Annotated in this window: 28 protein-coding genes, 1 tRNA gene and 1 other RNA gene; 16 read left to right on the top strand and 14 right to left on the bottom strand. The window is 57.3% G+C overall.

Features of this window, described 5'->3' with window-relative positions:
• Window positions 1-25: 25 nt before the first annotated feature.
• The gene (miaA, locus tag ACN0WW_RS09795) at window positions 26-961 is read right to left on the bottom strand and encodes a tRNA (adenosine(37)-N6)-dimethylallyltransferase MiaA (protein ID WP_417611908.1); all 936 of its coding nucleotides are present in this window, start codon (window positions 959-961) and stop codon (window positions 26-28) included.
• Here miaA and serB point away from each other — a divergent pair.
• Window positions 954-1,835 carry a phosphoserine phosphatase SerB gene (serB, locus tag ACN0WW_RS09790; RefSeq protein ID WP_417611906.1) on the top strand — a complete coding sequence of 294 codons (882 nt, stop codon included), beginning with the start codon at window positions 954-956 and terminating at the stop codon, window positions 1,833-1,835. The genes miaA and serB overlap by 8 nt on opposite strands.
• Window positions 1,836-1,841: 6 nt before the next feature.
• On the opposite strand, the gene ACN0WW_RS09785 is transcribed toward serB, so the two are convergent.
• Window positions 1,842-2,882, bottom strand: coding sequence for an SPOR domain-containing protein (locus tag ACN0WW_RS09785; RefSeq protein WP_417611904.1), 1,041 nt, complete (start codon window positions 2,880-2,882; stop codon window positions 1,842-1,844).
• Window positions 2,883-3,141: 259 nt separating this feature from the next.
• Between ACN0WW_RS09785 and ACN0WW_RS09780 the strand changes: the two genes are divergently transcribed.
• The 3 genes from ACN0WW_RS09780 to ACN0WW_RS09770 are packed head-to-tail and all read left to right on the top strand — an operon-like array spanning window position 3,142 to window position 6,007.
• Window positions 3,142-3,864: an AAA family ATPase gene (locus tag ACN0WW_RS09780; RefSeq protein ID WP_417611902.1), complete on the top strand. Its 723-nt coding sequence runs from the start codon at window positions 3,142-3,144 to the stop codon at window positions 3,862-3,864.
• 17 nt (window positions 3,865-3,881) lie between these two features.
• Window positions 3,882-4,526 (top strand): hypothetical protein, encoded by a 645-nt coding sequence (locus ACN0WW_RS09775; RefSeq protein WP_417611900.1) that lies wholly within the window; start codon window positions 3,882-3,884, stop codon window positions 4,524-4,526.
• 59 nt (window positions 4,527-4,585) lie between these two features.
• The gene (locus tag ACN0WW_RS09770) at window positions 4,586-6,007 is read left to right on the top strand and encodes an SPOR domain-containing protein (RefSeq protein WP_417611898.1); all 1,422 of its coding nucleotides are present in this window, start codon (window positions 4,586-4,588) and stop codon (window positions 6,005-6,007) included.
• A 41-nt stretch (window positions 6,008-6,048) separates the two neighbouring features.
• Here the strand turns inward: ACN0WW_RS09770 and ACN0WW_RS09765 are convergent, their stop codons facing one another.
• Genes ACN0WW_RS09765 through ACN0WW_RS09750 form a run of 4 tightly spaced genes read right to left on the bottom strand, consistent with a single transcriptional unit; the run spans window position 6,049 to window position 9,866 of the window.
• Window positions 6,049-7,269, bottom strand: coding sequence for a dihydroorotase (locus ACN0WW_RS09765; RefSeq protein ID WP_417611896.1), 1,221 nt, complete (start codon window positions 7,267-7,269; stop codon window positions 6,049-6,051).
• Window positions 7,266-8,258, bottom strand: a complete 993-nt coding sequence (locus ACN0WW_RS09760) for an aspartate carbamoyltransferase catalytic subunit (RefSeq protein WP_417611894.1) — start codon at window positions 8,256-8,258, stop codon at window positions 7,266-7,268. The genes ACN0WW_RS09765 and ACN0WW_RS09760 overlap by 4 nt, the downstream gene beginning before the upstream one ends.
• 22 nt (window positions 8,259-8,280) lie before the next feature.
• Entirely contained in the window at window positions 8,281-8,745 is a 465-nt protein-coding gene (ruvX, locus tag ACN0WW_RS09755; RefSeq protein WP_417611892.1) for a Holliday junction resolvase RuvX, read from the bottom strand.
• Window positions 8,742-9,866, bottom strand: coding sequence for a DUF3089 domain-containing protein (locus ACN0WW_RS09750; RefSeq protein ID WP_417611890.1), 1,125 nt, complete (start codon window positions 9,864-9,866; stop codon window positions 8,742-8,744). The genes ruvX and ACN0WW_RS09750 overlap by 4 nt, the downstream gene beginning before the upstream one ends.
• A gap of 128 nt (window positions 9,867-9,994) precedes the next feature.
• On the opposite strand from ACN0WW_RS09750, the gene gatC reads away from it, so the two are divergent.
• The 5 genes from gatC to tig all read left to right on the top strand — a co-directional run bounded on the left by gatC (window position 9,995) and on the right by tig (window position 15,255).
• Complete coding sequence (gene gatC / locus ACN0WW_RS09745; RefSeq protein ID WP_417611888.1) at window positions 9,995-10,282, top strand: Asp-tRNA(Asn)/Glu-tRNA(Gln) amidotransferase subunit GatC; 288 nt, start codon at window positions 9,995-9,997, stop codon at window positions 10,280-10,282.
• A 100-nt stretch (window positions 10,283-10,382) separates the two neighbouring features.
• Window positions 10,383-11,867 carry an Asp-tRNA(Asn)/Glu-tRNA(Gln) amidotransferase subunit GatA gene (gatA, locus tag ACN0WW_RS09740; protein ID WP_417611886.1) on the top strand — a complete coding sequence of 495 codons (1,485 nt, stop codon included), beginning with the start codon at window positions 10,383-10,385 and terminating at the stop codon, window positions 11,865-11,867.
• 40 nt (window positions 11,868-11,907) lie between these two features.
• Window positions 11,908-13,437 carry an Asp-tRNA(Asn)/Glu-tRNA(Gln) amidotransferase subunit GatB gene (gatB, locus tag ACN0WW_RS09735; RefSeq protein ID WP_417612139.1) on the top strand — a complete coding sequence of 510 codons (1,530 nt, stop codon included), beginning with the start codon at window positions 11,908-11,910 and terminating at the stop codon, window positions 13,435-13,437.
• A gap of 91 nt (window positions 13,438-13,528) precedes the next feature.
• Window positions 13,529-13,613 (top strand) — tRNA-Leu (locus ACN0WW_RS09730).
• Window positions 13,614-13,671: 58 nt separating this feature from the next.
• On the top strand, window positions 13,672-15,255 hold the full coding sequence (tig, locus tag ACN0WW_RS09725; RefSeq protein WP_417611884.1) for a trigger factor: 1,584 nt from the start codon (window positions 13,672-13,674) through the stop codon (window positions 15,253-15,255).
• Window positions 15,256-15,361: 106 nt separating this feature from the next.
• Here tig and ACN0WW_RS09720 read toward each other — a convergent pair whose 3' ends face one another.
• Window positions 15,362-15,982 (bottom strand): ATP-dependent Clp protease proteolytic subunit, encoded by a 621-nt coding sequence (locus tag ACN0WW_RS09720; RefSeq protein WP_417611882.1) that lies wholly within the window; start codon window positions 15,980-15,982, stop codon window positions 15,362-15,364.
• Window positions 15,983-16,226: 244 nt separating this feature from the next.
• Between ACN0WW_RS09720 and ACN0WW_RS09715 the strand changes: the two genes are divergently transcribed.
• Complete coding sequence (locus ACN0WW_RS09715) at window positions 16,227-16,850, top strand: ATP-dependent Clp protease proteolytic subunit (protein WP_417612137.1); 624 nt, start codon at window positions 16,227-16,229, stop codon at window positions 16,848-16,850.
• Between the two features lie 138 nt (window positions 16,851-16,988).
• On the top strand, window positions 16,989-18,260 hold the full coding sequence (gene clpX / locus ACN0WW_RS09710) for an ATP-dependent Clp protease ATP-binding subunit ClpX (protein ID WP_417611880.1): 1,272 nt from the start codon (window positions 16,989-16,991) through the stop codon (window positions 18,258-18,260).
• Window positions 18,261-18,376: 116 nt separating this feature from the next.
• Here clpX and mtgA read toward each other — a convergent pair whose 3' ends face one another.
• The 3 genes from mtgA to ACN0WW_RS09695 form a co-directional block, all read right to left on the bottom strand.
• Complete coding sequence (gene mtgA, locus ACN0WW_RS09705) at window positions 18,377-19,042, bottom strand: monofunctional biosynthetic peptidoglycan transglycosylase (RefSeq protein WP_417611878.1); 666 nt, start codon at window positions 19,040-19,042, stop codon at window positions 18,377-18,379.
• Window positions 19,043-19,126: 84 nt separating this feature from the next.
• Window positions 19,127-20,038: an RNA polymerase sigma factor RpoH gene (rpoH, locus tag ACN0WW_RS09700; protein ID WP_417611876.1), complete on the bottom strand. Its 912-nt coding sequence runs from the start codon at window positions 20,036-20,038 to the stop codon at window positions 19,127-19,129.
• A 75-nt stretch (window positions 20,039-20,113) separates the two neighbouring features.
• Window positions 20,114-21,067, bottom strand: coding sequence for an RluA family pseudouridine synthase (locus tag ACN0WW_RS09695; RefSeq protein ID WP_417612135.1), 954 nt, complete (start codon window positions 21,065-21,067; stop codon window positions 20,114-20,116).
• A gap of 7 nt (window positions 21,068-21,074) precedes the next feature.
• Here ACN0WW_RS09695 and ACN0WW_RS09690 point away from each other — a divergent pair, with 7 nt between their 5' ends.
• The 5 genes from ACN0WW_RS09690 to ACN0WW_RS09670 all read left to right on the top strand — a co-directional run bounded on the left by ACN0WW_RS09690 (window position 21,075) and on the right by ACN0WW_RS09670 (window position 23,842).
• Window positions 21,075-21,524 (top strand): Mov34/MPN/PAD-1 family protein, encoded by a 450-nt coding sequence (locus ACN0WW_RS09690; protein ID WP_417611874.1) that lies wholly within the window; start codon window positions 21,075-21,077, stop codon window positions 21,522-21,524.
• 16 nt (window positions 21,525-21,540) lie between these two features.
• Entirely contained in the window at window positions 21,541-22,182 is a 642-nt protein-coding gene (locus ACN0WW_RS09685; protein ID WP_417611872.1) for a histidine phosphotransferase family protein, read from the top strand.
• A gap of 20 nt (window positions 22,183-22,202) precedes the next feature.
• The gene (locus ACN0WW_RS09680) at window positions 22,203-22,895 is read left to right on the top strand and encodes an N-acetylmuramoyl-L-alanine amidase (RefSeq protein ID WP_417611870.1); all 693 of its coding nucleotides are present in this window, start codon (window positions 22,203-22,205) and stop codon (window positions 22,893-22,895) included.
• 6 nt (window positions 22,896-22,901) lie between these two features.
• Window positions 22,902-23,259, top strand: an RNA gene (gene rnpB / locus ACN0WW_RS09675) — RNase P RNA component class A.
• Window positions 23,260-23,305: 46 nt separating this feature from the next.
• On the top strand, window positions 23,306-23,842 hold the full coding sequence (locus ACN0WW_RS09670) for a DnaJ domain-containing protein (protein WP_417611868.1): 537 nt from the start codon (window positions 23,306-23,308) through the stop codon (window positions 23,840-23,842).
• Here the strand turns inward: ACN0WW_RS09670 and ACN0WW_RS09665 are convergent.
• The 4 genes from ACN0WW_RS09665 to ACN0WW_RS09650 all read right to left on the bottom strand — a co-directional run bounded on the left by ACN0WW_RS09665 (window position 23,839) and on the right by ACN0WW_RS09650 (window position 25,185).
• Window positions 23,839-24,249, bottom strand: a complete 411-nt coding sequence (locus ACN0WW_RS09665; RefSeq protein WP_417611866.1) for a SufE family protein — start codon at window positions 24,247-24,249, stop codon at window positions 23,839-23,841. The two genes, ACN0WW_RS09670 and ACN0WW_RS09665, sit on opposite strands and share 4 nt — an antisense overlap.
• A 125-nt stretch (window positions 24,250-24,374) precedes the next feature.
• Window positions 24,375-24,605 (bottom strand): hypothetical protein, encoded by a 231-nt coding sequence (locus tag ACN0WW_RS09660; RefSeq protein WP_417612133.1) that lies wholly within the window; start codon window positions 24,603-24,605, stop codon window positions 24,375-24,377.
• Window positions 24,606-24,635: 30 nt separating this feature from the next.
• Window positions 24,636-24,905, bottom strand: a complete 270-nt coding sequence (locus ACN0WW_RS09655) for a hypothetical protein (RefSeq protein ID WP_417611864.1) — start codon at window positions 24,903-24,905, stop codon at window positions 24,636-24,638.
• A gap of 25 nt (window positions 24,906-24,930) precedes the next feature.
• A complete protein-coding gene (locus tag ACN0WW_RS09650) occupies window positions 24,931-25,185 on the bottom strand; it encodes a hypothetical protein (RefSeq protein WP_417611862.1) in 255 nt (84 codons plus the stop codon).
• Between the last annotated feature and the right edge of the window lie 11 nt (window positions 25,186-25,196).

Raw genomic sequence — 25,196 nt, 5'->3', positions numbered from 1 at the left:
ATATCTGAATATATTATGTCAAGACCTAACTACGTAATAATATTTCAAATATATTACTATAATCGTTATTTAGTGGCTCTTCGATCCTTGGCCAATCTTGCGGGCTCTGGTTGCGGAACCAGGTATATTGGCGCTTCGCATATTGCCTGGTCGCGGCCTGCGCCCTCTCGACAGCGGCTTCGCGGGAGCTGTCGCCCGCCAGCCATTCGGCGATTTCCGGCACGCCGATGGCCCGCATAACCGGGAGGTTAGGCGGCAAATCGCGAGCCATCAACCGCCGGACCTCTTCCGTCGCACCCCGCTCGATCATCTCCTCGAACCGTTGGTCGCAGCGTTCGTACAGCCAGTCGCGCGGTGGCTGCAGGACCAGCGGGTGCAGCGTGATGGCGTCACCAATCCCGCCGACCTTGTTCTTTTGCCAGTGATCGAGTGGTTTACCCGTCGACCGCACCACTTCCAGCGCGCGCTGCACGCGGGTGCTGTCCATCCTGTTCAGACGATCCGCCGCAACGGGATCAAGGTCCTGCAGGCTCCGATATGCTTCCAATGTTTCCATTTTACGGATGTCCTCCCGGACTTTCGGGACGATCTCGGGAATTGGTGCAATGCCCTCCAGCAATATCCGGACATATAATCCGGTGCCGCCGACCAGTATTGGCAACCGGTCATGCTGATGGGCTTTTGCGATTGCCGTCTTGGCGTCATGAGCCCAGCGGGCCGCAGAGCAGGCTTCGCTACCGTCGATATAGCCAAATAACTGGTGCTCAATGCCCTGCATTTCGGACTCTGTTGGCCGTGCGCTCAGGATCTGGAGATCCCGGTAAACTTGTGCGCTGTCGGCATTGATGATTACCGAGGGTTGCTTTTTGGCAATCTCCAATGCCAAGGCGGATTTGCCGCTGGCCGTCGGTCCGACGACCAGGGCAACATTTCGGTCCCGGCTTGGAGAAATCATGTTCATCGCGACGCTCATAGCAAAAGAATCTCTGAATGAGAGAGATATTCAATCAGCAATTGTGGCGCTCGATGCTACGGGCGCGACCATCGTTCGCCAAGCTGACATCGTCGATGACCGTGCGGTGGATATTTTCTTTGAAGGGGACCCGGTTGCCGCGCGCGCCAGTCTTGAAGCAATTGAGGGCGAAATCGATGTCGCGGTTCAGCCGGAAGACAACCGGGTAAAGAAACTGCTGATCTCCGACATGGACAGCACCATGATCACGGTTGAATGTATCGATGAACTGGCGGATTACGCGGGTATAAAGTCCGAAATCGCCAAGATCACCGAGCGGGCGATGCAGGGCGAACTCGATTTTGAAGAAGCGTTGCGGGGCAGGGTGGCGCTGCTCGAAGGCCTTGATACCGGGGCTATCCAGCAGTGTCTCGATGAACGGGTCAAGATCATGCCGGGCGCCGAAACCCTGGTCAGAACCATGGTCAAGGGCGGTGCGACGACCATATTGGTATCAGGTGGTTTTACAAAGTTTGCCAAGCCCGTTGCCCAAACTATTGGTTTTCAATCTTTTCATGCCAATGTTCTGGGAGAGAGTGACGGCGTGCTCAGCGGTGCGCTGGATGGGCCGATTGTGGACTCCGCGCGCAAGGATGAATTGCTGCAGGCCGCCGCTCAGGAGCAAAATTTACGTCTCGACCAGTGTATCGCGGTTGGCGATGGCGCCAATGATATTCCGATGCTGCAAAGGGCGGGCCTGGGTGTCGCTTACCACGCCAAGCCAAAGGCGGCTGCAGCCGCTGATGTTGCGATCAGATATAACAACCTGACCGCGCTGCTGTATATTCAGGGGATCAGTGCCAGCCAGTGGGTGACTGATTAGCGTCAGCTAGCGCCGTTTTGTAATACAGTCGTTGCCAGCGGTTTTGACACTGCTGCACATCGAATCCGCTTGGGCCTTGGTGGCAAATGGTCCGGCCTGTAACCGGGTAATGCCGCCCGCCTTGACCAGATATGGCTGGAGGCCAGAGAGAGCAGAAATCCTGCGTTCGAGACTGGTCCACAGGTTTTTTGCCTTGTTCTCATCGCTAAATGCGCCGAGCTGAACGCGCCAGTCCCCGGTTGCTGCCGCACGCACGGGCGCCGTGGTCGTCACCGGTGCCGCAGGAGCGGGGGACGGTGCGGGAGTGGGAGCGGGAGCGTAAGTCACGCCGGGCGTGATCGGCCCGGGTGCTGGCGCTGGAGTCGGTGCCGGAGCGGGCATTGCAGGCCGTGACGGCGGCAATTGCGCGGTTTGCACGGCACCGGACGACGGCGTGGTCCTCAGACCGCCAATCTGCGCAGTTCTGACGCGTTTTTCGTCCTGCTCCATCTGTCCTGCGAGCGCGATCGCCCGCCGCCGGTCTTCAACTGGAATATAGCGGTCCATCTGCGCCAGATTGGAGGTCGCCTGCGGCAATTGCTGGGCAGACGCCCGAGTCATCAGGGCATAGGCCTTGACCCAGTCCTTTTCCACGAAGTCGCCGTTAAAATGACCGGTGCCGAGAACATATTGCGCCCGGGGTTCGCCCCGTTGAGCGGAAGCCTGTAGATAGGGAAGGGCTTCGGCACGCCGGTTGTCCTGAAACAGCACCAGTCCATAATTGTCGCTGGCCTGGAGATGGCCCTGGTCTGCGGCCCGTTTGTACCATTTTTCCGCCTGTACAAGATCCTGGGGCACACCACGGCCCAGCTTATAGGCTTGGCCGAGATTGAACTGGGCATCCGCATCGCCTTTTTCGGCAGGTCCCCGCCATTCACTGATCGCGGTTTGAAAGTCGCCGCGTCCCCACGCATCGACGCCTGCCTTGACATCTGCCAAGGCCGGGCCTGATCCCAACAACAGTGCGATACCGAGCAAAGAGGCAACGGAATGATGGGTGATTGTCATGAAATATTCCTTGGTCATCAATTTCTAAACGACGTCACGATAAGCATCATGTTGACGCTAAACCGCCAAGACTCTGCAAGTCTAGCAAAAACTCGGCCGCTCTTCGGCAAACTGTCTGCCACACCAAGGTAAAATATAATTTAACCACCGCCGTTTTTGCGACGATCTTGTTAACCCTATTTTAGACCTGTTCTTTTACAAAAGCACCCGATTAGAAATTTTCGGGCAATTTTTGCCCTGAATGAACAAGGGGACGAACGTGCGAGTTCTAGCGATGGCTTCGCAAAAGGGTGGCTCAGGCAAGACGACGTTGTCGGGTCATCTGGCCGTGCAAGCACAATTGGCCGGGGCTGGTCCCGTTGTCCTGATCGATATCGATCCGCAGGGTTCTCTGGCGGATTGGTGGAACGAGCGCGAAGCCGACATGCCAGCTTTCGCGCAAACCACCGTTTCCCGGCTTGCGTCTGACTTGGCGATACTGCGCCAACAGGGTTTCAAGCTGGCCGTGATCGACACCCCGCCGGCCATCACTATGGCGATCCAGAGCGTGATATCGGTGGCCGAACTGATCGTTATTCCAACGCGCCCCAGCCCGCACGATCTGCGGGCCGTCGGCGCGACCGTCGATCTTTGCGAGCGCGCCGGAAAACCTCTGCTTTTCGTTGTCAACGGAGCAACGCCGAGAGCGAAGATTACCTCGGAAGCGGCCGTCGCCCTTTCGCAGCATGGCACCGTGGCACCGGTTACAATCCATCACCGCACGGACTATGCCGGTTCGATGATCGATGGCCGCACCGTGATGGAGGTCGACCCGAAATGTCGATCGGCTGAAGAGATCGCCCACCTTTGGTCCTATATTTACGATCGTCTGGAAAAGAATTTCCGTCGGACGATTTTCAGCGCCCCTGCGGTGGCTCAAAACGTGAGTCCCGGCATGCATCGTCCAGCCAGTATTTTTGGCCGCCGGGTGGTCGGGTCGTAATGGGAAGGGCTGACAAAATGAGCGATCAGAAACCCTTTGCGTCTCTTTCATCCAGCTTGCTGGCACGAAAAGGCGGAGCGAAGCCGGCGATGCGCCGTCAGGGCTTTTCAAGCTTTCCCGACCGTTCATCCCATAATGATGAAGAAACCCATGATGATTTGGGCTGGAACGATATGGGTTATGACGTCGACCCCGATCATGACGCGCATCCGGTCGCGCATGTTCACCACAACCCTTTGGCCGGCGCTATTCTAAATCCGGGCGCATCGGTCCGGCAGCAGCAGGAAGAGATTGCGGCCAAATTGGGGGCGACACCTGCCGACGATGAGCCAGTCATTTCTGACAAGGACGAAGCCACCGCACTGCCGGTTCCCCTGTCGAGCGCACGGGAAGTAGTGCCGGTAGCGGATCAATCGGTCCTAACCAGCAAGGACCATAGTGAAGGGCACGAGGACGAAAAACCGACAGCCCGGAGCCGCAAGGCGAAGACCGCATTCACCCTTCGTCTGGATCCGGACCGGCATTTGAAATTGCGGCTCGCCTCGGCGGTCAAAAACGTCTCGGCGCAACAATTGGTAACCAGGGCGCTCGACGAATATTTGAGATCGGTCCCTGAACTGGACGACCTGGCCGAACGCGTTCCGTCGCGTGGAGCGGCCTGAATCGAGCTTGAAGAGAATTTTGAACGGATACGACTGACTTTTATTGCGAGGGCATAGACATGAAACGCGATGTGATTTTGAAACTGGCTGCTTCCTCCATGGTGTTCACCACCATGTTGACCGGTTGCGGTCCCTTTGGCGGCGGCTCTGTCGCTTCCTCGTCCAGCAAGCCGGCGACGGCCAAGGATGCAGCGACCTACGCCAAAAAGGCCGAAAAGGCGCTTGAGAAGGGCGATCTGGATGACGCGATTGCTTATGCAGAGCGTTCTGTCGCTGGCTATGGCAGCGATCCGGAAACCCGGGCATTGCTCGGTCAGGCCTATCTGTCCGCAGGCCGCCTCGCATCGGCCGAACGCAGCTTTCAGGACGCCATGGAACTGGGCAAGTCAGACGCTCGCACGATTCTCAGCCTGAGCCTGGCGCAACTGGGCCAGGGCAAGGCCGATCAGGCGAAAGCGCTGATCGTCAATAATCGCCAATATATCCCGGCTTCCGACTACGGGCTCGCTCTGGCGCTCGCCGGCGACAGCAAGACAGCGATTGATGTTCTCGAGCAAGCGATCCGCGAATCCAACGTGACCGCGCGCACCCGTCAAAACCTCGGACTTGCTTACGCGTTGGACGGCCGCTGGAAAGAAGCCAAGCTGATGGCGGTCCAGGATGTCGCTCCGGCTGCGGTCAATGACCGGGTAATGGAATGGGCGCAAATGGCACGACCCGGCGCGTATCAGACGCGGGTTGCGACAGTCCTCAACGTGACCCCGGTCGCGAATGATCCCGGGCAGCCGGTACAACTCGCACTCCAGCAAAGCTACGCCCCGACCAAGGTGGCAGTCGCCGCTGACCAGGATAAGCCGCGCGAAATTGCCAGCGTTGCCGCAGACAGCCCGCTGCCTGCTATTGGGCCAGCGCCAACGGCTGAAGAGGAAGTCGACTTTCTGGCAAAAGAAAATAACATCAAGGTGGGATCCGTTTCGTTGCCAGCCAGCAGCGCTGGATCGAAAGTGCGGCCCAAAGCTGCGGCAGTCGAATCTTCGCCAAAATTCGTCGTTGAGAACAGCGATACGCCGAAACCGATAAAAGCAGTTGCGGTGCAACCCAAATCCATCACCAAACCGGTGGTGCAGAAAACTGCCTATCAGCCGACAGCCAGAACGGTCAGCTCTTCGTCGGGCACCCATCTGGTCCAGCTCGGCGCCTTTTCTTCCCCGGAAAGCGCCAAGCGCGCATGGAATATCCTGTCATCGAAAAACAGCGATCTGCAAGGCTTCGAATATGCGAGTTCGCGGATCAACGTGAAAGGCCGGACGCTTTACCGCCTGGCAGCGATCGGCTTCGGCAACGCACAGACTGCCGAAGCGATGTGTGCCGGTATCAAGGCCAAAGGCGGCAACTGCATCGTGCGCCATGCGAAAAGCGTAAAAAGAATAGCGCCGTCGCGGATGGCCAGCCGGGCGCCGAAAAAACTCGCTTCGCGCTAACGCCTGATCGGGCGACACACGAAACTGATAAAGGCGGCGTGCTAATAAGCTCTGCCGCCTTTATATATGGCGGTCACCCGCCCTTGAACCGGCAGCCCGTCAAACGGCGTATTGCCAGCGGTAGCGGCCATTTTGCGGGTATCGACCTGCCACGGGCTATCCTCGTCAAGCAGGATGAAGTCAGCCTCATATCCCGGTCGTAGCAGGCCGGCCTCCACCCCTAGTATCTTGGCAGGGTTGGTGGACAGAAGCTCGAACAGGCGGCCGATTGAAACCGTACCGTCGCGCACCAGAGTCAGCGACAGCGCCAGCAGTGTTTCAGCGCCCGCCATGCCCGGCAATGCCTCTGCATATGGCAGGCGTTTGTCTTCCGGGCCACGTGGATCATGCCCGGACGAGATCACGTCGATCGTCCCGTCTTTCACTGCACCGATACAGGCCAAACGGTCTTCTTCGCAGCGCAGGGGAGGGGAAAGCCGTGTGAATGTCCGGAAATCATTGATCGCGATATCGGATAACAGAAGATGGGCAGGGGTGATCCCGCAGCTAATCGGCAGCCCTTCGGATTTCGCTGCACGAACAAGGTCCAGCCCGGCTTCGGTCGTGACCTGACGAAAATGCACATGAGCGCCGGTTTCCCGCACCAGAGCGATGTCGCGGGCTATGGAAACGGCTTCAGCCGCGGCCGGGGCGCTGGAAAGCCCGAGCCGGGTTGCCGTTTCGCTGTTCGTTGCCACGGCCCCTGCGGTCAGCCCCGCGTCTTCGCTGTGCACAATCAGCGGTAATTCCAGCGACTTGCAATATTGCAGCAGCCGCATCATAATCCCGCTGTCCGCGACCCATTGCCTACCGGTTGCAACCGCTTTCGCCCCGGATCTTTTCATCAGACCGATTTCGGCAAGACGCTTGCCTTCAAGGCCGGTAGTGGCAGCCGCGATCGGATGCGACCAGAGGTCCGGTTTGCCTTCAACCGCATTATGTTTGATCATCGCTGGCAGGTCGAGCACCGGCGACTGGTCGGGCATCAAGGCGGCACGCGTGATCCCGCCAAAGTGAAAGGCCGGTTTGTCGATCGCGAAAACGCCCAGATCGACGATACCCGGCGCCAATATCCTGCCCTTGCAGTCGACTTCCTCGCCGGACTGATCGTCTGTCAGCGCTCCGGCGGCGGCAATGCGATCGCCATCGACGATCAAACGGCCATCTTCTGGCTGCTCGCTGTCCGGCAAAATCAGCCGGGCATTGGTGAATATCTTGGTCATGCCCAGCCCTCCACACCACGAGACTTGCGGGTCAATATGTCAAGGCACGCCATTCGGACCGCGACTCCCATCTCGACCTGCTCAGTTATCGCCGAGCGCGTCGGATCATCGGCGACATCGCTGTCAATCTCCACACCGCGATTCATCGGACCGGGATGCATCACCAGCGCGTCCGGTTTCGCGCGTTCCAGGCGCTCCCGGGTCAAACCATAGAGATAGTGATATTCCCGCGGGCTGGGAATGTAATCACCGTTCATCCGCTCATTCTGCAGCCGGAGCATCATCACCACATCGCTGCCTTCCAAAGCCTCGTCAAAATTGGTGAACAGCTCGACATTGAACCGGTCGAGCGCGGCCGGCAGCAGCGAGGGTGGTCCGCAGACTCTCACTTTTGCGCCAAGCGTTGTCAGGCAATAGATATTGGACCGTGCCACCCGGCTGTGCATCACATCGCCGCAGATGGTTACCGTCAGGCCACTGATTTCGCCCTTGCGGCGCTGGATCGTCAACGCATCCAGAAGCGCTTGCGTCGGATGTTCATGGCTGCCGTCTCCGGCATTGAGTACCGGGCAGTCGACCTTGTCGGCAATCAGTTGTACCGCCCCGGAACTGCCATGGCGGATAACAATCGCATCCGCCTTCATCGCATTGAGAGTCACCGCGGTATCGATCAGCGTTTCGCCTTTCTTGATGCTCGATTGGGCGGCGTGCATATTGACGACATCCGCACCCATCCGTTTCCCGGCAATTTCAAACGACAGCAGCGTTCTGGTGCTGTTTTCGAAGAACGCATTGATCACCGTCAGGCCATCCAGCTTGTCCGCATGTTTGCTGGATTTCTTGTTGAGATCGACCCACTGCTTGGCCTCTTCCAACAGGAACAGGATCTCCCAGGGCTGTAGCCCGGCGATGCCCAATAGATGACGGTGAGGGAAAGCATCCGATCCGGTGGGAAACTGATGCGGTGAACCTGTTTGCTGCGATGTCATTAAAGCGGGAGCTATAGAGCCATCATGGCAGCGCGGCAAGCCTGTCGATCGCGCCTTGCAAAATATAGGCAGCGGCCATTTTATCGACCACCTTGGCGCGTTTTTTCCGGCTGACATCCGACGCGATCAGATCGCGGGTGACCGCTTGCGTGCTCCATCGTTCGTCCCACAGCAATATTGGTAGACCCAGAGGTTTCAAATTCTGCGCGAACGAGCGGGCCGCCTGCGTCTGCGGGCTCTGGCTGCCATCCAGATTGAGCGGCAGCCCGGCCACGATCCCTACAATATGCTGGTCGGCAATCACCGTTTTGATCCGCTCCAGATCCTTTGAAAACTTGCGCCGCTCGATCGTCTCGGCAGCCGTCGCGAAGGTCCAGTGGGAATCGCATAATGCCATGCCGACGGTTTTGGTGCCTATATCGAGGCCCAGCAAGCGACCACCGTCCGGCAGCGCATGGGCGAAGGCCCGCACATCGGCGCTGATCAACCCGCCAGAAATGCCTGCATCCTCCGTTTTACGTCTGCTCGAATATTGGTCCAGAACAGGCTGTAGTCATAGACATGATAGTTGTTGCCGGGCAGGGCATAGGGACCCATGTCGGGTGGGTCACCGATCAGCAGAAACCCCCGTTCATCACATCGCGCGGGAATGCTACCCACCACAAGCGTTGCATCGCTCAGATCTGCATTTGGCTTGAGCGTTCCCAGATTATCGGAGGCCTGTGCCGCCGAATCCACGTCACCATTGATCGGGTTGGAGCAGAGCAGCTTGCTGCCCTTGCGTGGCTCGCCGTTGAAGCCGATCGTCCGGTCATAGACTTCGATGATCCGGCCATAATCGGCGGGTTCTGCAAAGCTTTCCCAGCTCAAAAGGCAGTTCGACTGGTCAGGAGTTTCGCAAATGCCGAGTCCCATTTCCGGGACATCGGTTTCGACCGAAACCGGCCAGCCGACGACATAGGCCGCGACAATGCGGTTGGCTAGCGGGGTGCCAGCCACGCGGTCCTTGAGCAAATTGGTCAGATGCAGGCTGCCCTGACTGTGCCCGGCCAATATGATTGGCTGGTCACTTGGAATTTCGGAAACAAAATAGTCAAATGCGGTCAGAACATCCTGATAGGCGGCATCCAGTGCTTGCTGGCCTTCCGGCTTGTCGGTGAGAAAGGCTCCGAGTGTCGCCTGGCGATAGCGGGGGGCCCAGACATCGCCGACCGTATTGAACGCGCTGGCCTGGCCGCGCAGAAAAATCCGCGCTCGCGTCTGCGATTCCTTGTCGTCCAGCGGCGCATTCCACTGATCTTTTTTCAAAAAGGAAGTCGGGTGAACAAAAAAGACGGCTGCTTTCTTGTCGTCCGGCAGGGTGACGTCAGCCTCGGCAATATCTTTCGGCAGCCACAGGGCAGGGTTGTCCTCAATCATGCCGGGGCGGGCCAGCCACATGGACGGATCAGCATAGACATTGGACTCGAGAGCTTCCTGCGCCGTAAATTCGCTGTCCGGCACAAACGCCACTTCCATCAGCTCATCGCCGTAGACCTGATAAATAAAGGCGCCCGCGAGCACCAAAATTACCATGCACGCGACAAAATAGAGAAACTTACGGGCCAAAATATACTCCAACCATTATGCTGCCGCCTCAATACGCTTGAAGCCGCTCCGCGCCAGTGCTAGCGGCGCTCGGTACACAAATAAATTCCGAAATACCCGAAAAAAGATGAACCTGAAAAGAATGAGTCATGTCAATCGATAAGGAAACCGTCAAAAAGATCGCCAGCCTCTCGAGGATCGCCATCACCGACGCCGAGGCAGACGCCTTTGTGCCCGAACTCAACCAGATATTGGGCTGGGTCGAGCAACTCGGCGAAGTGGATTGCTCCAAGGTAGAGCCGATGACGGCAGTGATCCCGAACAAGCTGCGGCTGCGCGACGATGTCGTCACCGACGGCGAAATTCGCGACAAGATACTCGCCAATGCGCCGGTTGCCGAACATGGTTTTTTCGCGGTTCCGAAGGTGATCGAATAATGACCCGTCCGACCAAAACCCCGTTCGCCCTGAGCCTGTCGACGGGCACGGCGACACCAACCAATGCCTCGACACGCTCAGCACCAACGGAGCTATCGCTATGACCGAAATATCTGAACTGGGTATCGCCGGGATTCGCAGTGGAATCGCCGACGGCTATTTTACGGCCAAAGAAGTGGCAGAGACGTTTATCGCCCGCGTCAGTGCGGCTAAGCCGCTCAATGCTTTCCTGGTTGAAACACCGGACCATGCCCTCGCGGCCGCCGACGCCGCCGACAAGGCAAAGGCCGCCGGCGAAACGCTTGGCAAAATGGCGGGTGTTCCCATCGGCATGAAGGATCTTTTCTGCACGCAGGGCATAGCCACGACAGCGGCCAGCGGCATCTTGGAGGGATTCGTTCCGCAATATGAATCGACCGTGTCCGCCAACCTGTTTCGGGCCGGCGCCGGGATGCTGGGCAAGCTCAATCTGGACCAGTTCGCCATGGGATCGTCCAACGAGACCAGCGCCTTTGGTAATGTGGTCTCGCCCTGGCGGCGCAACGACGGCGGCAACACCGACCTGACCCCTGGCGGTTCCTCGGGCGGTAGCGCGGCGGTTGTATCGGGACGGATTGTTCCCGCTGCAACCGGCACCGACACCGGTGGCTCGATCCGCCAGCCCGCCGCCTTCACCGGCATCACCGGCTTCAAGCCCACCTATGGTCGCTGCTCGCGCTGGGGCACGATTGCCTTTGCCAGTTCGCTCGACCAGGCCGGACCAATGGCGCATGATGTCCGCGATTGCGCGATCATGCTCGAGTCCATGGCCGGTTTCGACGCCAAGGATTCGACCTCGCTCAATCTTCCCGTCCCCGACTGGGAAGCGGCGCTCAACAGCAATCTCGCAGGCAAGAAAATCGGCATTCCCCAGGAATATCGCGTCGAGAACATGCCAGCGGAAATTGATGCGCTGTGGCAGAAGGGCATTGAAATGCTCAAGGATGCCGGGGCGACCATCGTTGATGTCTCGCTGCCGCACACCAAATATGCGCTGCCCGCCTATTATATCATCGCGCCCGCCGAAGCATCGTCCAACCTCTCGCGCTATGATGGCGTGCGCTATGGCTTGCGCGATCTGCCGGACGGGGCAGGGCTGCAGGACATGTATGCCGCCACCCGCGAAGCCGGCTTCGGACCGGAAGTGAAGCGCCGGATCATGATCGGCACCTATGTGCTCTCCGCCGGCTATTATGACGCCTATTATACCCAGGCGCAGAAGGTCCGGACCCTGATTGCGCAGGATTTCGACAAGGCCTGGAACAGCTGCGACCTGCTGCTGACCCCGACGGCACCAAGCGCCGCCTTTGGCCTGGGCGAGAAAACGGATGATCCGCTGGCCATGTATCTCAATGACGTGTTCACCGTGCCCAGTTCGCTGGCCGGATTGCCCGCGATGTCGGTTCCTGCTGGCCTCGATGGCAAGGGATTGCCGCTCGGCCTGCAGATCATTGGCAAGGCGCTGGACGAACAGAGCGTGTTTAACGCAGGTCTGGCATTGGAAGAACGCGCTGGTTTCGTCGCTAAACCCGAGCAGTGGTGGTAAGGAAAGTATTATGAGCCGTCCTCCAACGACAATGGGATTTATGTCTTCACCGGATTTTCCAGTAGAAGTGAAATCAGAAAAGAAAAGTGCTTCGAATTATAGAATCCAGGGCGGAACCGGCGAATGGGAGGTCGTGATCGGCCTTGAGGTCCACGCCCAGATCACCTCCGAATCGAAGCTCTTTTCCGGGGCTTCCACAGAATTTGGTGCAGAACCGAACACGCAGGTGAGTCTCGTCGACGCAGCGATGCCCGGCATGCTGCCGACGCTCAACGGCGAATGCGTCCGTCAGGCCGTGCGGACCGGTCTCGCGATCAATGCCCAGATCAACAAATATTCGCGCTTCGACCGCAAGAATTATTTCTACGCCGATCTGCCGCAGGGCTACCAGATTTCGCAGCTCTACCATCCGATTGTCGGTGAGGGCGTGATCCAGATTTCGCTCGACGAGAAAGACCCGGACGCGCACGGCAAGGCCATCGGCGTCGAGCGCATCCATATCGAGCAGGACGCGGGCAAGCTGATGCACGACCAGCATCCGACCATGTCCTATGTCGACCTTAACCGCTGCGGCGTCGCCCTGATGGAAATCGTCTCCAAGCCGGATATGACTTCGCCCAAGGAAGCGGCGGCCTATGTTCGCAAGCTGCGTTCGATCCTGCGCTATGTCGGTTCCTGCGACGGCAATATGGAGCAGGGCTCTATGCGCGCCGACGTCAATGTAAGCGTGCGCAAGCCCGGCGGCGAGCTCGGCACCCGAACCGAGACCAAGAATGTCAACTCGATGCGCTTCATCCAGGCGGTGATCGAATATGAGGCGCAGCGTCAGGTCGACCTGATCGAGGACGGCGGCACCGTCGTGCAGGAAACCCGCCTGTTCGACCCCGACCGCAACGAAACCCGTTCGATGCGCTCCAAGGAAGACGCGCACGACTATCGCTATTTCCCCGATCCCGACCTGCTGCCGCTGGAACTGGAAGATGATTTCATCTTCGACTGCAAGGCAAGCCTGCCGGAACTGCCGGACGAAAAGCGCGCCCGCTACAAGAATGTCCTGGGTCTCAGCGCCTATAATGCGGCCGTTCTGACCGCAGAGCATGAAACAGCCCTGTGGTTTGAAGAACTGCTCGACACCACCGACGAACCCGAAAAAATCGCCAGCAGCGCGGCCAACTGGGTGACATCGGAGCTGTTTGGCGCGCTCAATCGCATGGGCCTTGATATTCAGGATAGCCCGGTCTCGCCGGCACAGGCCGCAGAGCTTCTCGGTCTCGTCGCCGACGGCACGATTTCCGGCAAAATCGCCAAGCAGGTGTTCGAGATCATGCTCGAAACCGGTGATGGCGCGAAGAAAATCGTCGAGGAGCAGGGCCTCAAGCAGGAATCCGACACCGGCGCGATCGAGAAGGTGATCGCCGAGGTGATGGCCGCAAACGAAGACAAGGTCGCCCAGTACCGCGATGGTAAAGACAAATTGTTCGGCTTTTTCGTCGGCCAGACAATGAAAGCGATGCAGGGCAAGGCCAACCCGCAGGTCGTCAATGAACTGCTTAAGAAAAGTCTCGGGTAAATCCATCGTAAAGCCCACTTGCCCTCAACGCGCCTTTACGCTAGGCGCGCGGGTCAATCGTACTTCGATGGTATTTTGACGACTTAGCTGGGCGGGCGTGGCGGAATTGGTAGACGCGCCAGATTTAGGTTCTGGTATCTTAGGGTGTGGGGGTTCGAGTCCCTTCGCCCGCACCAAGTTTAGTTGCAATATTTATCGAAATCACACGGAATATGAAGGCATCAAAGGATAGTCATGCAGATTGTTGAAACGCTGAACGAAGGTCTGAAACGGGCCTATGAAATCAAGATTACCGCGGACGATATCGAGTCGCGCGTTGAAGCCGAAGTGAAGAGAATGGCACCTCAGGTGAACATGCCCGGCTTCCGCAAAGGCAAGGTTCCGGCCAATCTTGTGCGCAAGATGCACAATGATGCCCTGATGCAGGATGCGCTGAACAGCACGGTTCAGGAAAGCATCGAAAAGACCATGGCGGACAACAAGCTCCGTCCGGCGATGCAACCCAATGTCAACTTGGAAGAAGGCTATGAGCCCGGCAAAGACGCGATCGTCAAGTTGGACCTCGAAGTCCTGCCGGATGTTCCGACACCGGATGTTGAAGGTCTGAAGCTGGAGCGTCTGCAGGTTGAAGCCGACAAGAAGACCGTCGACGAAGCGCTGCAGAAGTTCGCTGAAAGCCAGAAGCAGTTTGAAACCGCTGCCAAATCCTACAAAGCCAAAGAGGGTGATCAGGTTCTGATCGATTTCGAAGGCAAGGTAGACGGCGTGCCGTTTGATGGCGGCAAGGGCGAAGGCATGGCGATCGAGCTCGGCTCGGGCCGTTTGATCCCGGGTTTCGAAGACCAGCTGATCGGCAAGAAAGCCAATGACGAAGTGCTCGTCAAGGTGACCTTCCCCGATGACTATAATGTCGAGGACCTCAAGGGCAAGGACGCTACCTTCGATGTCGTCATCGGCGAAGTCCAGAAGCCGAAGGAAGCCAAGGCCGACGACGAAATGGCGAAATCCATGGGTCTCGAAGGCATTGATCAGCTGACCGAACTGCTCAAGGGGCAGATCGAGCAGGAGCTGAACGGCCTGACCCGCACCCATATGAAGCGCAAGCTGCTCGATCAGCTCGCCGCCAACCATGATTTCGAAGTGCCGCCTGGCATGGTCGAAGCCGAGTTCAGCCAGATCTGGCAGCAACTCGAGCAGGAAGCGGAGCAGGAAGAAGACACCGAAGCCGCGCGCAAGGAAATGGAAGACGAGAAGGACGAATATCGCGACATCGCGGTTCGCCGCGTTCGTCTCGGATTGCTGCTGTCGGAAATCGGCCAGGCCAATGGTGTGGAAGTCAGCCAGCAGGAAATGTCGATGCTGATGCAACAGGCCGCCCAGCAATATCGTCCGGAAGACCGTGAACGGTTCATCCAGTATATCCAGCAGGATCAGATGGCTGCAGCCCAGCTTCGTGCGCCAATGTATGAAGACAAGGTCGTCGACTTCCTGTTCGACAAAGCTGAAATCACCGATCGCAAAGTAACCCGCGAAGAGCTGGAAGCAGCGATCGAGGCAGAAGACGAAGCGGAAGCCAAGCCAGCCGCCAAGAAAAAGGCGCCAGCCAAGAAAGCGGCCGCGAAAAAGCCGGCTGCTAAAAAACCGGCCGCCAAAAAGGCATCGGACACGGCTGAAGAAGAAAAGGCACCGGCCAAGAAGGCGCCAGCGAAAAAAGCACCCGCCAAGGCTGCTGATGAAAAAGCACCGGCGAAAAAGGCACCTGCCAAGAAGCCAGCTGCTAAAAAGCCGGCTGCCAAGAAGGCACCGGCCAAGAAATAATAGATTTGGTCTGAATGCAAAAAAGCCGGGCAGGGTGTACCTGTCCGGCTTTTTTATGCGCTGATCTTTGCCAGTTTCTGTTCGCGACTTGCCGCTTTGGCGGGGATCAGATCGTGACTTCGCTCGCCTTGTTGATGACCGTTCCAAGAATGCCATATTCCTTGGCTTCTTCCGTGCTCATCCAGTAGTCGCGATCAATATCCTTGCGGACCCGTTCGACATCCTGTCCGGTTTCATCCGCAATGATCCGCGCCAGCCGTTCGCGCATTTTCACGATTTCCTGCGCCTGAATGGCAATATCGGAGGCCTTGCCGCCAGCACCGCCGGATGGTTGATGAATCAGGAATCTCGTATTGGGCAGGCAGAAACGCCGTTCTTTCGGAACGCCGAGAAAAATATGCGTGCCGGCGCTTGCGACCCAGCCGGTGCCGATCATCGCGACTGGCGAACTGATATAACGCACAAGATCATGGATCGTATCGCCTGATTCGACGTGACCGCCGGGCGAATTCAGAAAGATCCGAATGGGGTCATGGTTGACGTGGTCCAGATAAAGAAGCTGGGTTGACACCCGCTCCGCCAGCTTCTGGTCAATGCCGCCAAATATCATGATCGTACGGGCTTCGAGAAACTTCGTCATCATGGCGCCAGGCAGGCCACCGGACTTGTTCTCTCCGTCGTCTTCCTCATTATAGGTGGGCGAGATTGGGCTGTTGTTGGTTGTCATTCTGGACTCCGCTAATGGAATTTTAAATAGCACCGATCACAGAATGATCAGCATTGCCTTGGACAACATGTAGGGACGGGCGGGATGGTGCGCAATGATCCTCGTGTAGCCCGGCTATTTTTTCTCAAAGGCAATGAATGTCACCAACATCGTTAAAGCCCTTGAACAATTCCGCTATAATCCCGATGTAGTGCCGACGCTAAAGACACGCTCAATGGCAGCTAACAACAGGACGACTTACAACATGCATGATCCGATCACAGACGCTCTAATCCCGATGGTTGTCGAACAGTCGAACCGGGGCGAGCGCAGTTTCGATATTTTCTCGCGGCTTTTGCGGGAACGAATCGTTTTCGTGACTGGGCCGATTGAAGACGGCATGGCCTCGATTATCACCGCGCAGCTGCTTTTCCTGGAATCGGAAAATCCCAAGAAAGATATCTATCTCTATATCAATTCCCCCGGCGGTGTCGTGACAGCCGGCATGGCGATTCATGATACCATGCAATATATTCGCCCTCGGGTCGGAACCGTATGCGTCGGCCAGGCCGCTTCGATGGGCAGTTTTCTGCTGGCTGCGGGTGAACCGGGCATGCGCATGGCGACGACCAATGCGCGGATCATGGTCCATCAGCCATCGGGCGGTGCGCAGGGCATGGCTTCGGATATCGAGATTCAGGCAAAGGAAATTCTGCGCATACGGTCCAGAATGAACGAACTCTACGCTCAATATACCGGTAAACCGGTGGAAGAGATTGAAAAAGCCATGGACCGCGACACGTTTCTGGAAGCGGACGAAGCGAAAGCCTTTGGCATCGTTGACGAAGTCTACAACAAGCGTCCGGTACCGGTCGAAGACTCTAAATAAGCGGTTAGCGCCACCCTAAATAAAATTTAAGCCGCATTTGATACACATCGTTATCCGCTGGAAAAGCGCTGAAAAAAGCGGTGGCATTTTGGAATTTGACGGTTAGATTACAAAAACGACCGTTTTAAAGGACTTTTTATGACGAAATTGACGGGATCTGATTCGAAGAGCACGTTATATTGCTCTTTCTGCGGTAAATCCCAACATGAAGTCCGCAAGCTGATTGCCGGACCCACGGTGTTCATTTGCGATGAGTGTGTTGAGCTGTGCAACGACATCATCCGCGAGGAAACCAAGGGGACTGCGACCGGTCGCAAAGAAGGTGAAGTGCCGACGCCGCAGGAAATCTGCGATGTGCTGAACGATTATGTAATCGGTCAAAGCCGCGCAAAGCGGGTTCTGTCGGTTGCCGTGCACAATCACTACAAGCGGCTCAATCATGCTGCCAAAGCCGGCGATATCGAGCTGGCCAAATCGAACATTTTGCTGGTCGGTCCGACCGGCTGCGGCAAGACCTTGCTGGCACAAACGCTGGCAAAAACCTTCGATGTGCCGTTCACCATGGCCGACGCGACCACGCTGACCGAAGCCGGCTATGTCGGCGAGGACGTCGAAAATATCATTCTGAAATTGCTCCAGTCTTCCGACTATAATGTCGAGAAGGCGCAGCGCGGCATCGTCTATATCGACGAAATCGACAAGATCAGCCGCAAGGCCGAGAATCCATCGATCACCCGCGATGTCTCGGGCGAAGGCGTGCAGCAGGCGCTGCTCAAGCTGATGGAAGGCACGACCGCCAGCGTTCCTCCACAGGGTGGCCGCAAGCATCCGCAGCAGGAATTTCTGCAGGTCGATACCACCAATATCCTGTTCATCTGCGGCGGTGCCTTCGCTGGTCTGGAAAAGATCATTGGTGACCGTCTCGAAGGAAAATCCATCGGTTTCGGCGCCCATGTCGCCGCTCCCGAAGAGCGCCGTGTCGGCGAACTGTTGGCCCAGGGCGAACCGGAAGATCTGCTGAAATTCGGCCTGATCCCGGAATTTGTCGGTCGTCTGCCGGTAATCGCGACGCTGGAAGATCTCGACATCGATGCGCTCGTGACGATCCTTCAGGAACCGAAAAACGCGCTGGTGAAACAATATCGCAAGCTGTTCGAGCTGGAAGATGTCGGATTGACCTTCACCGATGACGCATTGGTAGCCGTCGCTCAGAAAGCGATCGAACGCAAAACCGGTGCCCGCGGCCTGCGCTCCATCGTTGAAAACATCCTGCTCGACACGATGTTCGACCTGCCCGATTTTGAGGGCGTGGATGAGATCGTCATCGACAAGGATGTGATCGCTGGCACCAAGGAACCGGTCAAGGTCATCGCCAAAAGCGCCAAGGCCGAGAAAGAAGACGCGGCCTAGCGCCGCCGTGCCCCGGCGAAGGCCGGGGCCCATCTCCTGAAATTCCGATATAAAGCGAGGGACGTTTTGCCCCTTGCGATTCTGCCGTGTCCGTTCCCGCCTGCGCGGGCACGCCGTCACTTATAGATACAGCTATCCAGCTTCTCGTTCCGCACCACATTGATCCGCGCGGCAATCGTATTGCCATAGCGCCGGGTAAAGCCGCTGGCGCCATTGACTGCCCGGGTTTTCGGTGAGGGCAGGGCTGCGGCGATGCGCGCGGCCTCGATCGTCGTCAGATCCTTCGCGTCCTTTTTGAAATAGCGCTGTGCACCGGCCTGCACGCCATAGGTGCCGATGCCGGTCTCCGCGATGTTCAGATAGACCTCCATGATCCGTTTCTTGCTCCAGATCGTCTCGATCAGAAAGGTGAAATAAGCCTCCAGGCCCTTGCGGAAAAAACCGCCGTCCTGCCAGAGAAAGGCGTTTTTCGCGACCTGCTGGGAAATCGTCGAGGCACCACGAAGCCTTCCGCCCTGTGCGTTGCGCTCGATCGCCTTCTGGATCGCCTCGGTGTCAAAACCGTTATGGCTGCAGAATTTGCCGTCTTCGGCGGCAATAACCGCCCGCACCATATTGGGAGAAATATCGCTGAAACCGGTCCAGTCCTTGGTAATCCCATTCTCGTCGAGAATCATGGTTGCGGTGACTGGTGGCGGGACAACCGCGTAAAGTCCGACCCACGCGACCGTGATCAGCAGAAAATAGACCGCCAGTTTCAGAAGAAATTTGATCGCCCGCATCTAGGCAATCTTAATGCAAAGCGCCCCGAAAACAAATCCTGTTTCGGGGCGCTGAGCGATTGATTTCAGACCAGGTCTGATTTGCTAGTTAGCGGCGAGCAGTTGCTTTTCGCCGGCAATGCGCAGCATCGCTTTTTGCAGCTTTTCAAACGCGCGCACTTCGATCTGCCTGATGCGCTCGCGGCTGACGTCATAGACCTTGCTCAGGTCTTCCAGCGTCTTGGGATCTTCCGACAGGCGGCGCTCGGCGAGAATATGCTGCTCGCGTTCGTTCAGCGAGCCCATTGCCTCGGACAGCATTTCATGCCGGAAATCGGCTTCCTGCGAAGCGGCAATTGCTTCGTCGTGCAGCGGGCCGTCGTCTTCCAAAATGTCCTGCCATTGACCACTGTCGCCGTCTTCGGATGACAGCGAGACGTTCAGCGACGCATCGCCGCCCATCGACATGCGGCGGTTCATATTGACCACCTCATGCTCAGCCACACCGAGATCGGTGGAGATTTTCTGCACGTCTTCCGGCGACAGATCGCCATCTTCGAATGCGTCGAGGTTGTTCTTCATCCGGCGCAGGTTGAAGAACAGCTTCTTCTGCGCTGCGGTTGTCCCCATCTTGACGAGGCTCCAGCTGCGCAGCACATATTCCTGGATCGACGCACGGATCCACCACATAGCGTAGGTCGCGAGGCGGAAACCGCGATCGGGTTCAAATTTCTTAACGCCCTGCATCAGGCCGACATTGCCTTCGGAAATCAGGTCGGACACCGGCAGGCCATAGCCCCGAAAGCCCATCGCGATCTTGGCAACGAGCCGCAGATGCGAGGTGACAAGCTGGGCAGCCGCTTCCTGATCCTTATGTTCAGAATAGCGTTTCGCCAGCATATATTCTTGTTCAGGAGTCAATAACGGAAATTTCCGAACTTCCGAAAGATACCGGTTCAGGCTCGCGTCCCCCCCTAAGGCAGGGATTTTTGCCGGAACATTGCTACCATTAGCCATTTTCGTTCCTTTGTATGTTGTGCCGCCGGGCCTCATTAAGCACCCATTGGTCAAAGCTTATATAAGGTCTGATCCTTATACCCGCAACTTCATGAATAGTTCCTGCATATCGTCGGGAAAATCGATAGAAAACGTCAATTTTTCGTCCGTTATGGGGTGAACAAATCCAAGACTAGCAGCATGCAGCGCCTGCCGTCCAAATTGAATATCTTTTCGCCGGGAAAGCATTGATTTTCGACGGGTGCCATAAAGCGGATCCCCGATCAGGCTATGGCCGATATGCGTCATATGGACGCGCACCTGGTGGGTTCGGCCCGTTTCCAGCGTGCACTCGACCAGAGCAGCCCCGTCGAGCATTTCCTTGACCGTATAGTGGGTCATGGCCGGCTTGCCCCGGTCATCGCCCACCACCGCCATCTTCTTGCGATTCACATTGCTTCTGCCAATACTGCCCTCGATCGTAGCAGAGGCCGGATTGGGGCGGCCGTTGACGATTGCCATATAGCGCCGTTCGATATCATGCTTTGCAAACAGAGCGCTCAACCCCTGGTGCGCGGCGTCGGTTTTGGCTGCGACCATCAAACCGGACGTATCCTTGTCGATCCGGTGGACAATCCCCGGTCTGGTCACCCCTCCGATACCCGACAACTGACCTCTGCAGTGATGCAGCAGGGCATTGACCAGCGTGCCATCGGCATGCCCGGCAGCCGGATGCACGACCAGCCCCGCCGGCTTGTTGATGACGATCAGATGCGAGTCTTCGAACACGACATCGAGCGGAATATCCTGCGCCAGGGCAGGGCCGGCAATCGGTTCCGGAATGGTCAGCTCAAAGGACTTACCGCTCAATTTCTTCGCCGACGGATCCGTGAATGTCGCGCCGTCAATCAGCAGGTTTCCTTCGGATATCAGGGACTTGACGCGCTCGCGCGACAGCCCGTCTACCGCTTCTGTTAGCGCGGCATCCAGGCGCTGCTTTTTCTCGGATTCCGGCAAGATTCCGGATATGGTGGATTGCCCCGCATTCATCGCGTAGATGTGGGCCATGCCACTCCTTATATCAAGCGTGATGTTGGACGATCTTCAGCAATTGGCCGTGGCTGCAGCGCCCGAGGAAATATGCGGAATATTATTTGGACAGAACGGCCGCGTGAGCGCCCGCCGTGCCGCAAAAAATGTCGCGGCCGATCCGGTCCTCCATTTCGAGATCGATCCCCGGACGTTGATTGCTGCGGAACGGGAACAGCGCAACGGGGGCGAACCCATCCTGGGCTATTATCATTCGCATCCGGACGGCACCGTGGAGCCATCGACGACAGACGCGGCCAGCGCAGCGCCGGATGAGCGCCTGTGGCTGATTGTGAACGGACAAAAGGCCGCCGCATGGCAGGCCACTGAAGACGGCGACATTTATGGTCGTTTCAGCGCGATCCCGCTTGATTGCTTTGGTGCAAAAGGCCAAACAGCCGCCGAACCGGAATCATAGTTAAGGGCTCGTATATATGTCGAATAGTGAAGTTGACCTGGCATCTCTGCTTTGTTCCAAAATTTGCCATGATCTGCTGAGTCCCGTCGGCGCGCTCAATAACGGACTCGAACTGCTCGAAGGCGAAACCGACCCGGTGATGCGCGATCGGTGTATGGATCTGCTAGCAGACAGCGCCAGAGTGTCGGCTGACAAGCTGAAATATTTTCGGCTAGCCTTTGGTGCCGCTGGTGGTTTTGGCGATGATATCGATCCCGCAGAGGCTCGGCAGCTGATTGAATCGCTTCTCGGCGATTCGGGCAAGATCACGCTGGGCTGGGCGGTGCAGGCCGAGGCATTGCCGAAAAAGGCGATCAAGATTCTGCTCAATCTCGCGCTGATTGCAAAGGAAACGCTGGTCAGAGGCGGCAGGCTCGATGTCGGTGCGGAGCAGGGCGACCTAGGTATCGAAGTGGTGATCCGGGCCGAAGGCACCAAGGTCTCACTGGACGACGGTATCCGGACGGCGCTTGACGGCACGATTGACCCTGCCGATCTCAGCGCGAGAACCGCTGCGGGCTGGATGACCCGGGATTTGGCGCTGAAAAATGGTGGCGATTTGCGGATTTCCCCGCCATCGACGACAGAATTGCTTTTGGGTGCTATCGTCACCGCCTGAGCAGGATAAGGAAGCCTTGGATGGATGTGATATGGACGCCGTCGCCCAATTTTGACGAACGCAGCCTGCCGATCACGATTCTGGTGATGCATTACACCGGGATGAAGGACGCGGCGTCGGCGATAAACTGGCTCGCCAATCCCGAAGCCAAGGTGTCAGCGCATTATGTGGTGACCGAGGATGGTCAGGTCGTCCAGATGGTAGACGAAAGCAAGCGGGCCTGGCATGCCGGTCGCGGCTATTGGCGCGGTATCACGGACGTGAACAGCGCGAGTATCGGCATCGAAATTGTCAATCCGGGGCATGAATGGGGCTATGTCCCGTTCCCGGAAGAGCAGATGGATGCAGTGACCCGGCTCGCCCATGAGATCGTCCAGCGCCACAATATCACCCCGACCAATGTCATCGGGCACAGCGACCTCGCTCCGGCGCGCAAGCAGGATCCCGGCGAACTGTTCGATTGGGAGCGACTGGCCCGCCACGGCATTGCGCTGAAGAAACCGCCGCTCAAATTGGGTGATCCGCCGTGGACCGACGGCGGCTTCATGCTGGCCCTGGAACGCTTCGGCTATGATATCTCCGACCAGACCGCAGCGGTTGTCGCTTTTCAGCGGCGCTTTCGCCCAAAAACGGTCGACGGGGTGATCGACGGCGAATGCCGCTCGCTGCTTTTGTCTTTAATGTTGGACAGAGAGCGCGGGATCACTAAATAGGCTCCACCAGAGGGTCGGCCAGCCGCGGCATTTATGTCGAGGAAAGTCCGGGCTCCACGATTAAAAGGTGCCGGTTAATGGCCGGCGGGGGCAACCCTAGGGACAGTGCAACAGAAAGCAGGTCGCGACGGCTTCGGCCACGTGATAATGAAAGGGTGCGGTAAGAGCGCACCGCGGGCCTGGCAACAGGTCTGGCACGGTAAACCCCACCTGGAGCAAAACCAAATAGGGGCGGCATATGGCTTTTTCGGCCTGCAGCCCGGGTTGGTTGCTGGAGCCACGCAGCAATGCATGGCCTAGATGAATGGCTGGCTATTTCGTTTCGGCGAATGGACAGAACCCGGCTTACAGACCCTCTGGTATTATCTTAGCGGTAGAACTCGCTGGAATCCTCTGATAGAATAGGGACTATGCCAAGAGCAAAACGATCAGATAACTGGGGTTTCCCAAGATGGGGAAGCTACGAAAGTTCACGAGAAACCCAGCAAGTGAAGATTTGCGACCGCCACGGTTGCGATGAAGCGGGCAATTGCCCTGCGCCCAAATCCCCCAACAGCCCCGAACGCTGGTATTTCTGCCAGACACACGCTGCGGAATATAACCGTGGCTGGGATTATTTCGAAGGGCTCGACAAGGAAGAGCGCAAGAAGCGCGAAGCCGACGAGCAACGTGATGCCAACGCCTATCAGGAAGCGGCCCATTATAGCTGGATGGGTTCCGGAGACGGCAGCCGTTCGCGCGACGAAATGACCGCGCTGGAGATTTTCGATCTCACCCCCGATGTCGAATTCGAGACCGTGAAAAAGGCTTGGCGGTTAATGGCCAAGGAATATCATCCGGACGTCAATCCCGGCGATGAGGAAGCGGCCAAGAAATTTCAGGCGGCCCAGGCGGCCTATGATGTGCTGCGGATAGCCGAAGAGCGGCGCGTCTGGAAGCCGGTCTAGGCTTCATCCAGCCGCGTTGCGGTGTCCTGAATCAGCGCAATCATATTGGGAATGCCCTGGGTCCGGTTTGAACTCAGCTGATTTTTCAGATCAAACGGCTCCAGTACGGCAGCAATATCCGTATTTTTGATCTGCTCAGCGGCCTGATCCTGAACAGTTTCCAGCACCAGGGCGATAATCCCCTTTGTAATTGCGGCGTTGCTGTCGGCGAGAAAATGCAGGCGGCCGTCGTCCAGTTGCGTGGGATAGACCCAGACAGAAGCGGAGCAGCCGCGCACCAGCGTGGCATCGGTCTTCAGGGCATCCGGCATCGGGTCGAGTTGCTTGCCCAGATCAATCAGCAGCCGGTAGCGATCATCGGCCTCGAGAAACTCATATTCTTCGATTAAATCGTCAATTTTGCTCATGGGAAGGGCGGTTAGCAGGGGAGAGTGGCAACGTCACCCATTTTCACCGTTCGCCTCGAGCGCAGTCGACAGGCTCTCGCGTGTCTCGACTTCGCTCGACGCGAACGGAATTCGGGTCGGGTTGCTTACAGTTCAACCCCCGCCGCGATTGCTTCCAATTTACGGATCCGTTCTTTCAGATCCGCGACTTCGATCCGCGATGTTGCGGTGGGCGGATTATCCTCGCGCCGCTGCTCCAGTTCCCGGGCTTTCAGAGCGATCCAGTCCCGCCAGCCACGCAGCGTAACCAGCGCCACAACCGTCAGGCCGATTAGCGAAAAGGCGGCGGTAATCATATAAAAAGCAGGTTCTTGCATCATGCTTGTCCTTCTACTTTCCGGACCGGATTAGCGGTCGCGTAATTTCTCGATCTCGTTTTGCAGATCGCGGGATCCGCGGTCATCGGTGGCGATTTTTTCAAGCACCGCCACGCGCTCTTTGAGATATTTCACTTCTTCCTGCAGACGTTCGGTCTGCGGCTCGTTGCGGGCCTGGGATCCGATGGCGTTGCCCCGGTTGTCCTCAAGAATGCCGTGCTCGGCGCGATATTTGGACCGCATCACGCGTCCGATTGTTACGATGATGATGATGGCAACGACAGCTTCAGGCCAACCCATAGTAAATCTCCCTCAATCAATCCGGTCAGCGATCCCGCAGCTTTTCGATCTCGTTTTTCAGCTGCTTGGTGCTGTGACCATCGGTGGTAATCTGCTCAAGCACGGCAACGCGCTCTTTCAGATATTTCATCTCTTCGCGCATCCGGTCGGCATCCGCGTCCACACCTTTGGGAAGATGGCCGTATTTTTCAGCCATCTTGGCTTGGTGCCGGGTCCATATCCACAGCGCTCCCACTGCGAAGGGGGCGAGTGGAATGAGAAGTGCAAATTCAAAACCCATCAGTTCAGTTC

It is taken from the genome of Parasphingorhabdus sp. (assembly GCF_048269865.1).
In the GTDB taxonomy this organism is placed as follows: Bacteria; Pseudomonadota; Alphaproteobacteria; order Sphingomonadales; family Sphingomonadaceae; genus Parasphingorhabdus.
This window is presented reverse-complemented; position numbering and strand designations above follow the sequence as displayed.

Excerpts from the sequence above, each read along its gene's own strand:
- serB (WP_417611906.1), top strand. The coding sequence starts at position 954 with ATGTTCATCGCGACGCTCATAGCAAAAGAATCTCTGAATGAGAGAGAT.
- miaA (WP_417611908.1), bottom strand. The coding sequence starts at position 961 with ATGAACATGATTTCTCCAAGCCGGGACCGAAATGTTGCCCTGGTCGTC.
- ACN0WW_RS09785 (WP_417611904.1), bottom strand. The coding sequence starts at position 2,882 with ATGACAATCACCCATCATTCCGTTGCCTCTTTGCTCGGTATCGCACTG.
- ACN0WW_RS09775 (WP_417611900.1), top strand. The coding sequence starts at position 3,882 with ATGAGCGATCAGAAACCCTTTGCGTCTCTTTCATCCAGCTTGCTGGCA.
- ACN0WW_RS09770 (WP_417611898.1), top strand. The coding sequence starts at position 4,586 with ATGAAACGCGATGTGATTTTGAAACTGGCTGCTTCCTCCATGGTGTTC.
- ACN0WW_RS09765 (WP_417611896.1), bottom strand. The coding sequence starts at position 7,269 with ATGACCAAGATATTCACCAATGCCCGGCTGATTTTGCCGGACAGCGAG.
- ACN0WW_RS09760 (WP_417611894.1), bottom strand. The coding sequence starts at position 8,258 with ATGACATCGCAGCAAACAGGTTCACCGCATCAGTTTCCCACCGGATCG.
- gatC (WP_417611888.1), top strand. The coding sequence starts at position 9,995 with ATGTCAATCGATAAGGAAACCGTCAAAAAGATCGCCAGCCTCTCGAGG.
- gatA (WP_417611886.1), top strand. The coding sequence starts at position 10,383 with ATGACCGAAATATCTGAACTGGGTATCGCCGGGATTCGCAGTGGAATC.
- gatB (WP_417612139.1), top strand. The coding sequence starts at position 11,908 with ATGTCTTCACCGGATTTTCCAGTAGAAGTGAAATCAGAAAAGAAAAGT.
- tig (WP_417611884.1), top strand. The coding sequence starts at position 13,672 with ATGCAGATTGTTGAAACGCTGAACGAAGGTCTGAAACGGGCCTATGAA.
- ACN0WW_RS09720 (WP_417611882.1), bottom strand. The coding sequence starts at position 15,982 with ATGACAACCAACAACAGCCCAATCTCGCCCACCTATAATGAGGAAGAC.
- ACN0WW_RS09715 (WP_417612137.1), top strand. The coding sequence starts at position 16,227 with ATGCATGATCCGATCACAGACGCTCTAATCCCGATGGTTGTCGAACAG.
- clpX (WP_417611880.1), top strand. The coding sequence starts at position 16,989 with ATGACGAAATTGACGGGATCTGATTCGAAGAGCACGTTATATTGCTCT.
- mtgA (WP_417611878.1), bottom strand. The coding sequence starts at position 19,042 with ATGCGGGCGATCAAATTTCTTCTGAAACTGGCGGTCTATTTTCTGCTG.
- rpoH (WP_417611876.1), bottom strand. The coding sequence starts at position 20,038 with ATGGCTAATGGTAGCAATGTTCCGGCAAAAATCCCTGCCTTAGGGGGG.
- ACN0WW_RS09695 (WP_417612135.1), bottom strand. The coding sequence starts at position 21,067 with ATGAATGCGGGGCAATCCACCATATCCGGAATCTTGCCGGAATCCGAG.
- ACN0WW_RS09690 (WP_417611874.1), top strand. The coding sequence starts at position 21,075 with ATGTGGGCCATGCCACTCCTTATATCAAGCGTGATGTTGGACGATCTT.
- ACN0WW_RS09685 (WP_417611872.1), top strand. The coding sequence starts at position 21,541 with ATGTCGAATAGTGAAGTTGACCTGGCATCTCTGCTTTGTTCCAAAATT.
- ACN0WW_RS09680 (WP_417611870.1), top strand. The coding sequence starts at position 22,203 with ATGGATGTGATATGGACGCCGTCGCCCAATTTTGACGAACGCAGCCTG.
- ACN0WW_RS09670 (WP_417611868.1), top strand. The coding sequence starts at position 23,306 with ATGCCAAGAGCAAAACGATCAGATAACTGGGGTTTCCCAAGATGGGGA.
- ACN0WW_RS09665 (WP_417611866.1), bottom strand. The coding sequence starts at position 24,249 with ATGAGCAAAATTGACGATTTAATCGAAGAATATGAGTTTCTCGAGGCC.
- ACN0WW_RS09660 (WP_417612133.1), bottom strand. The coding sequence starts at position 24,605 with ATGCAAGAACCTGCTTTTTATATGATTACCGCCGCCTTTTCGCTAATC.
- ACN0WW_RS09655 (WP_417611864.1), bottom strand. The coding sequence starts at position 24,905 with ATGGGTTGGCCTGAAGCTGTCGTTGCCATCATCATCATCGTAACAATC.
- ACN0WW_RS09650 (WP_417611862.1), bottom strand. The coding sequence starts at position 25,185 with ATGGGTTTTGAATTTGCACTTCTCATTCCACTCGCCCCCTTCGCAGTG.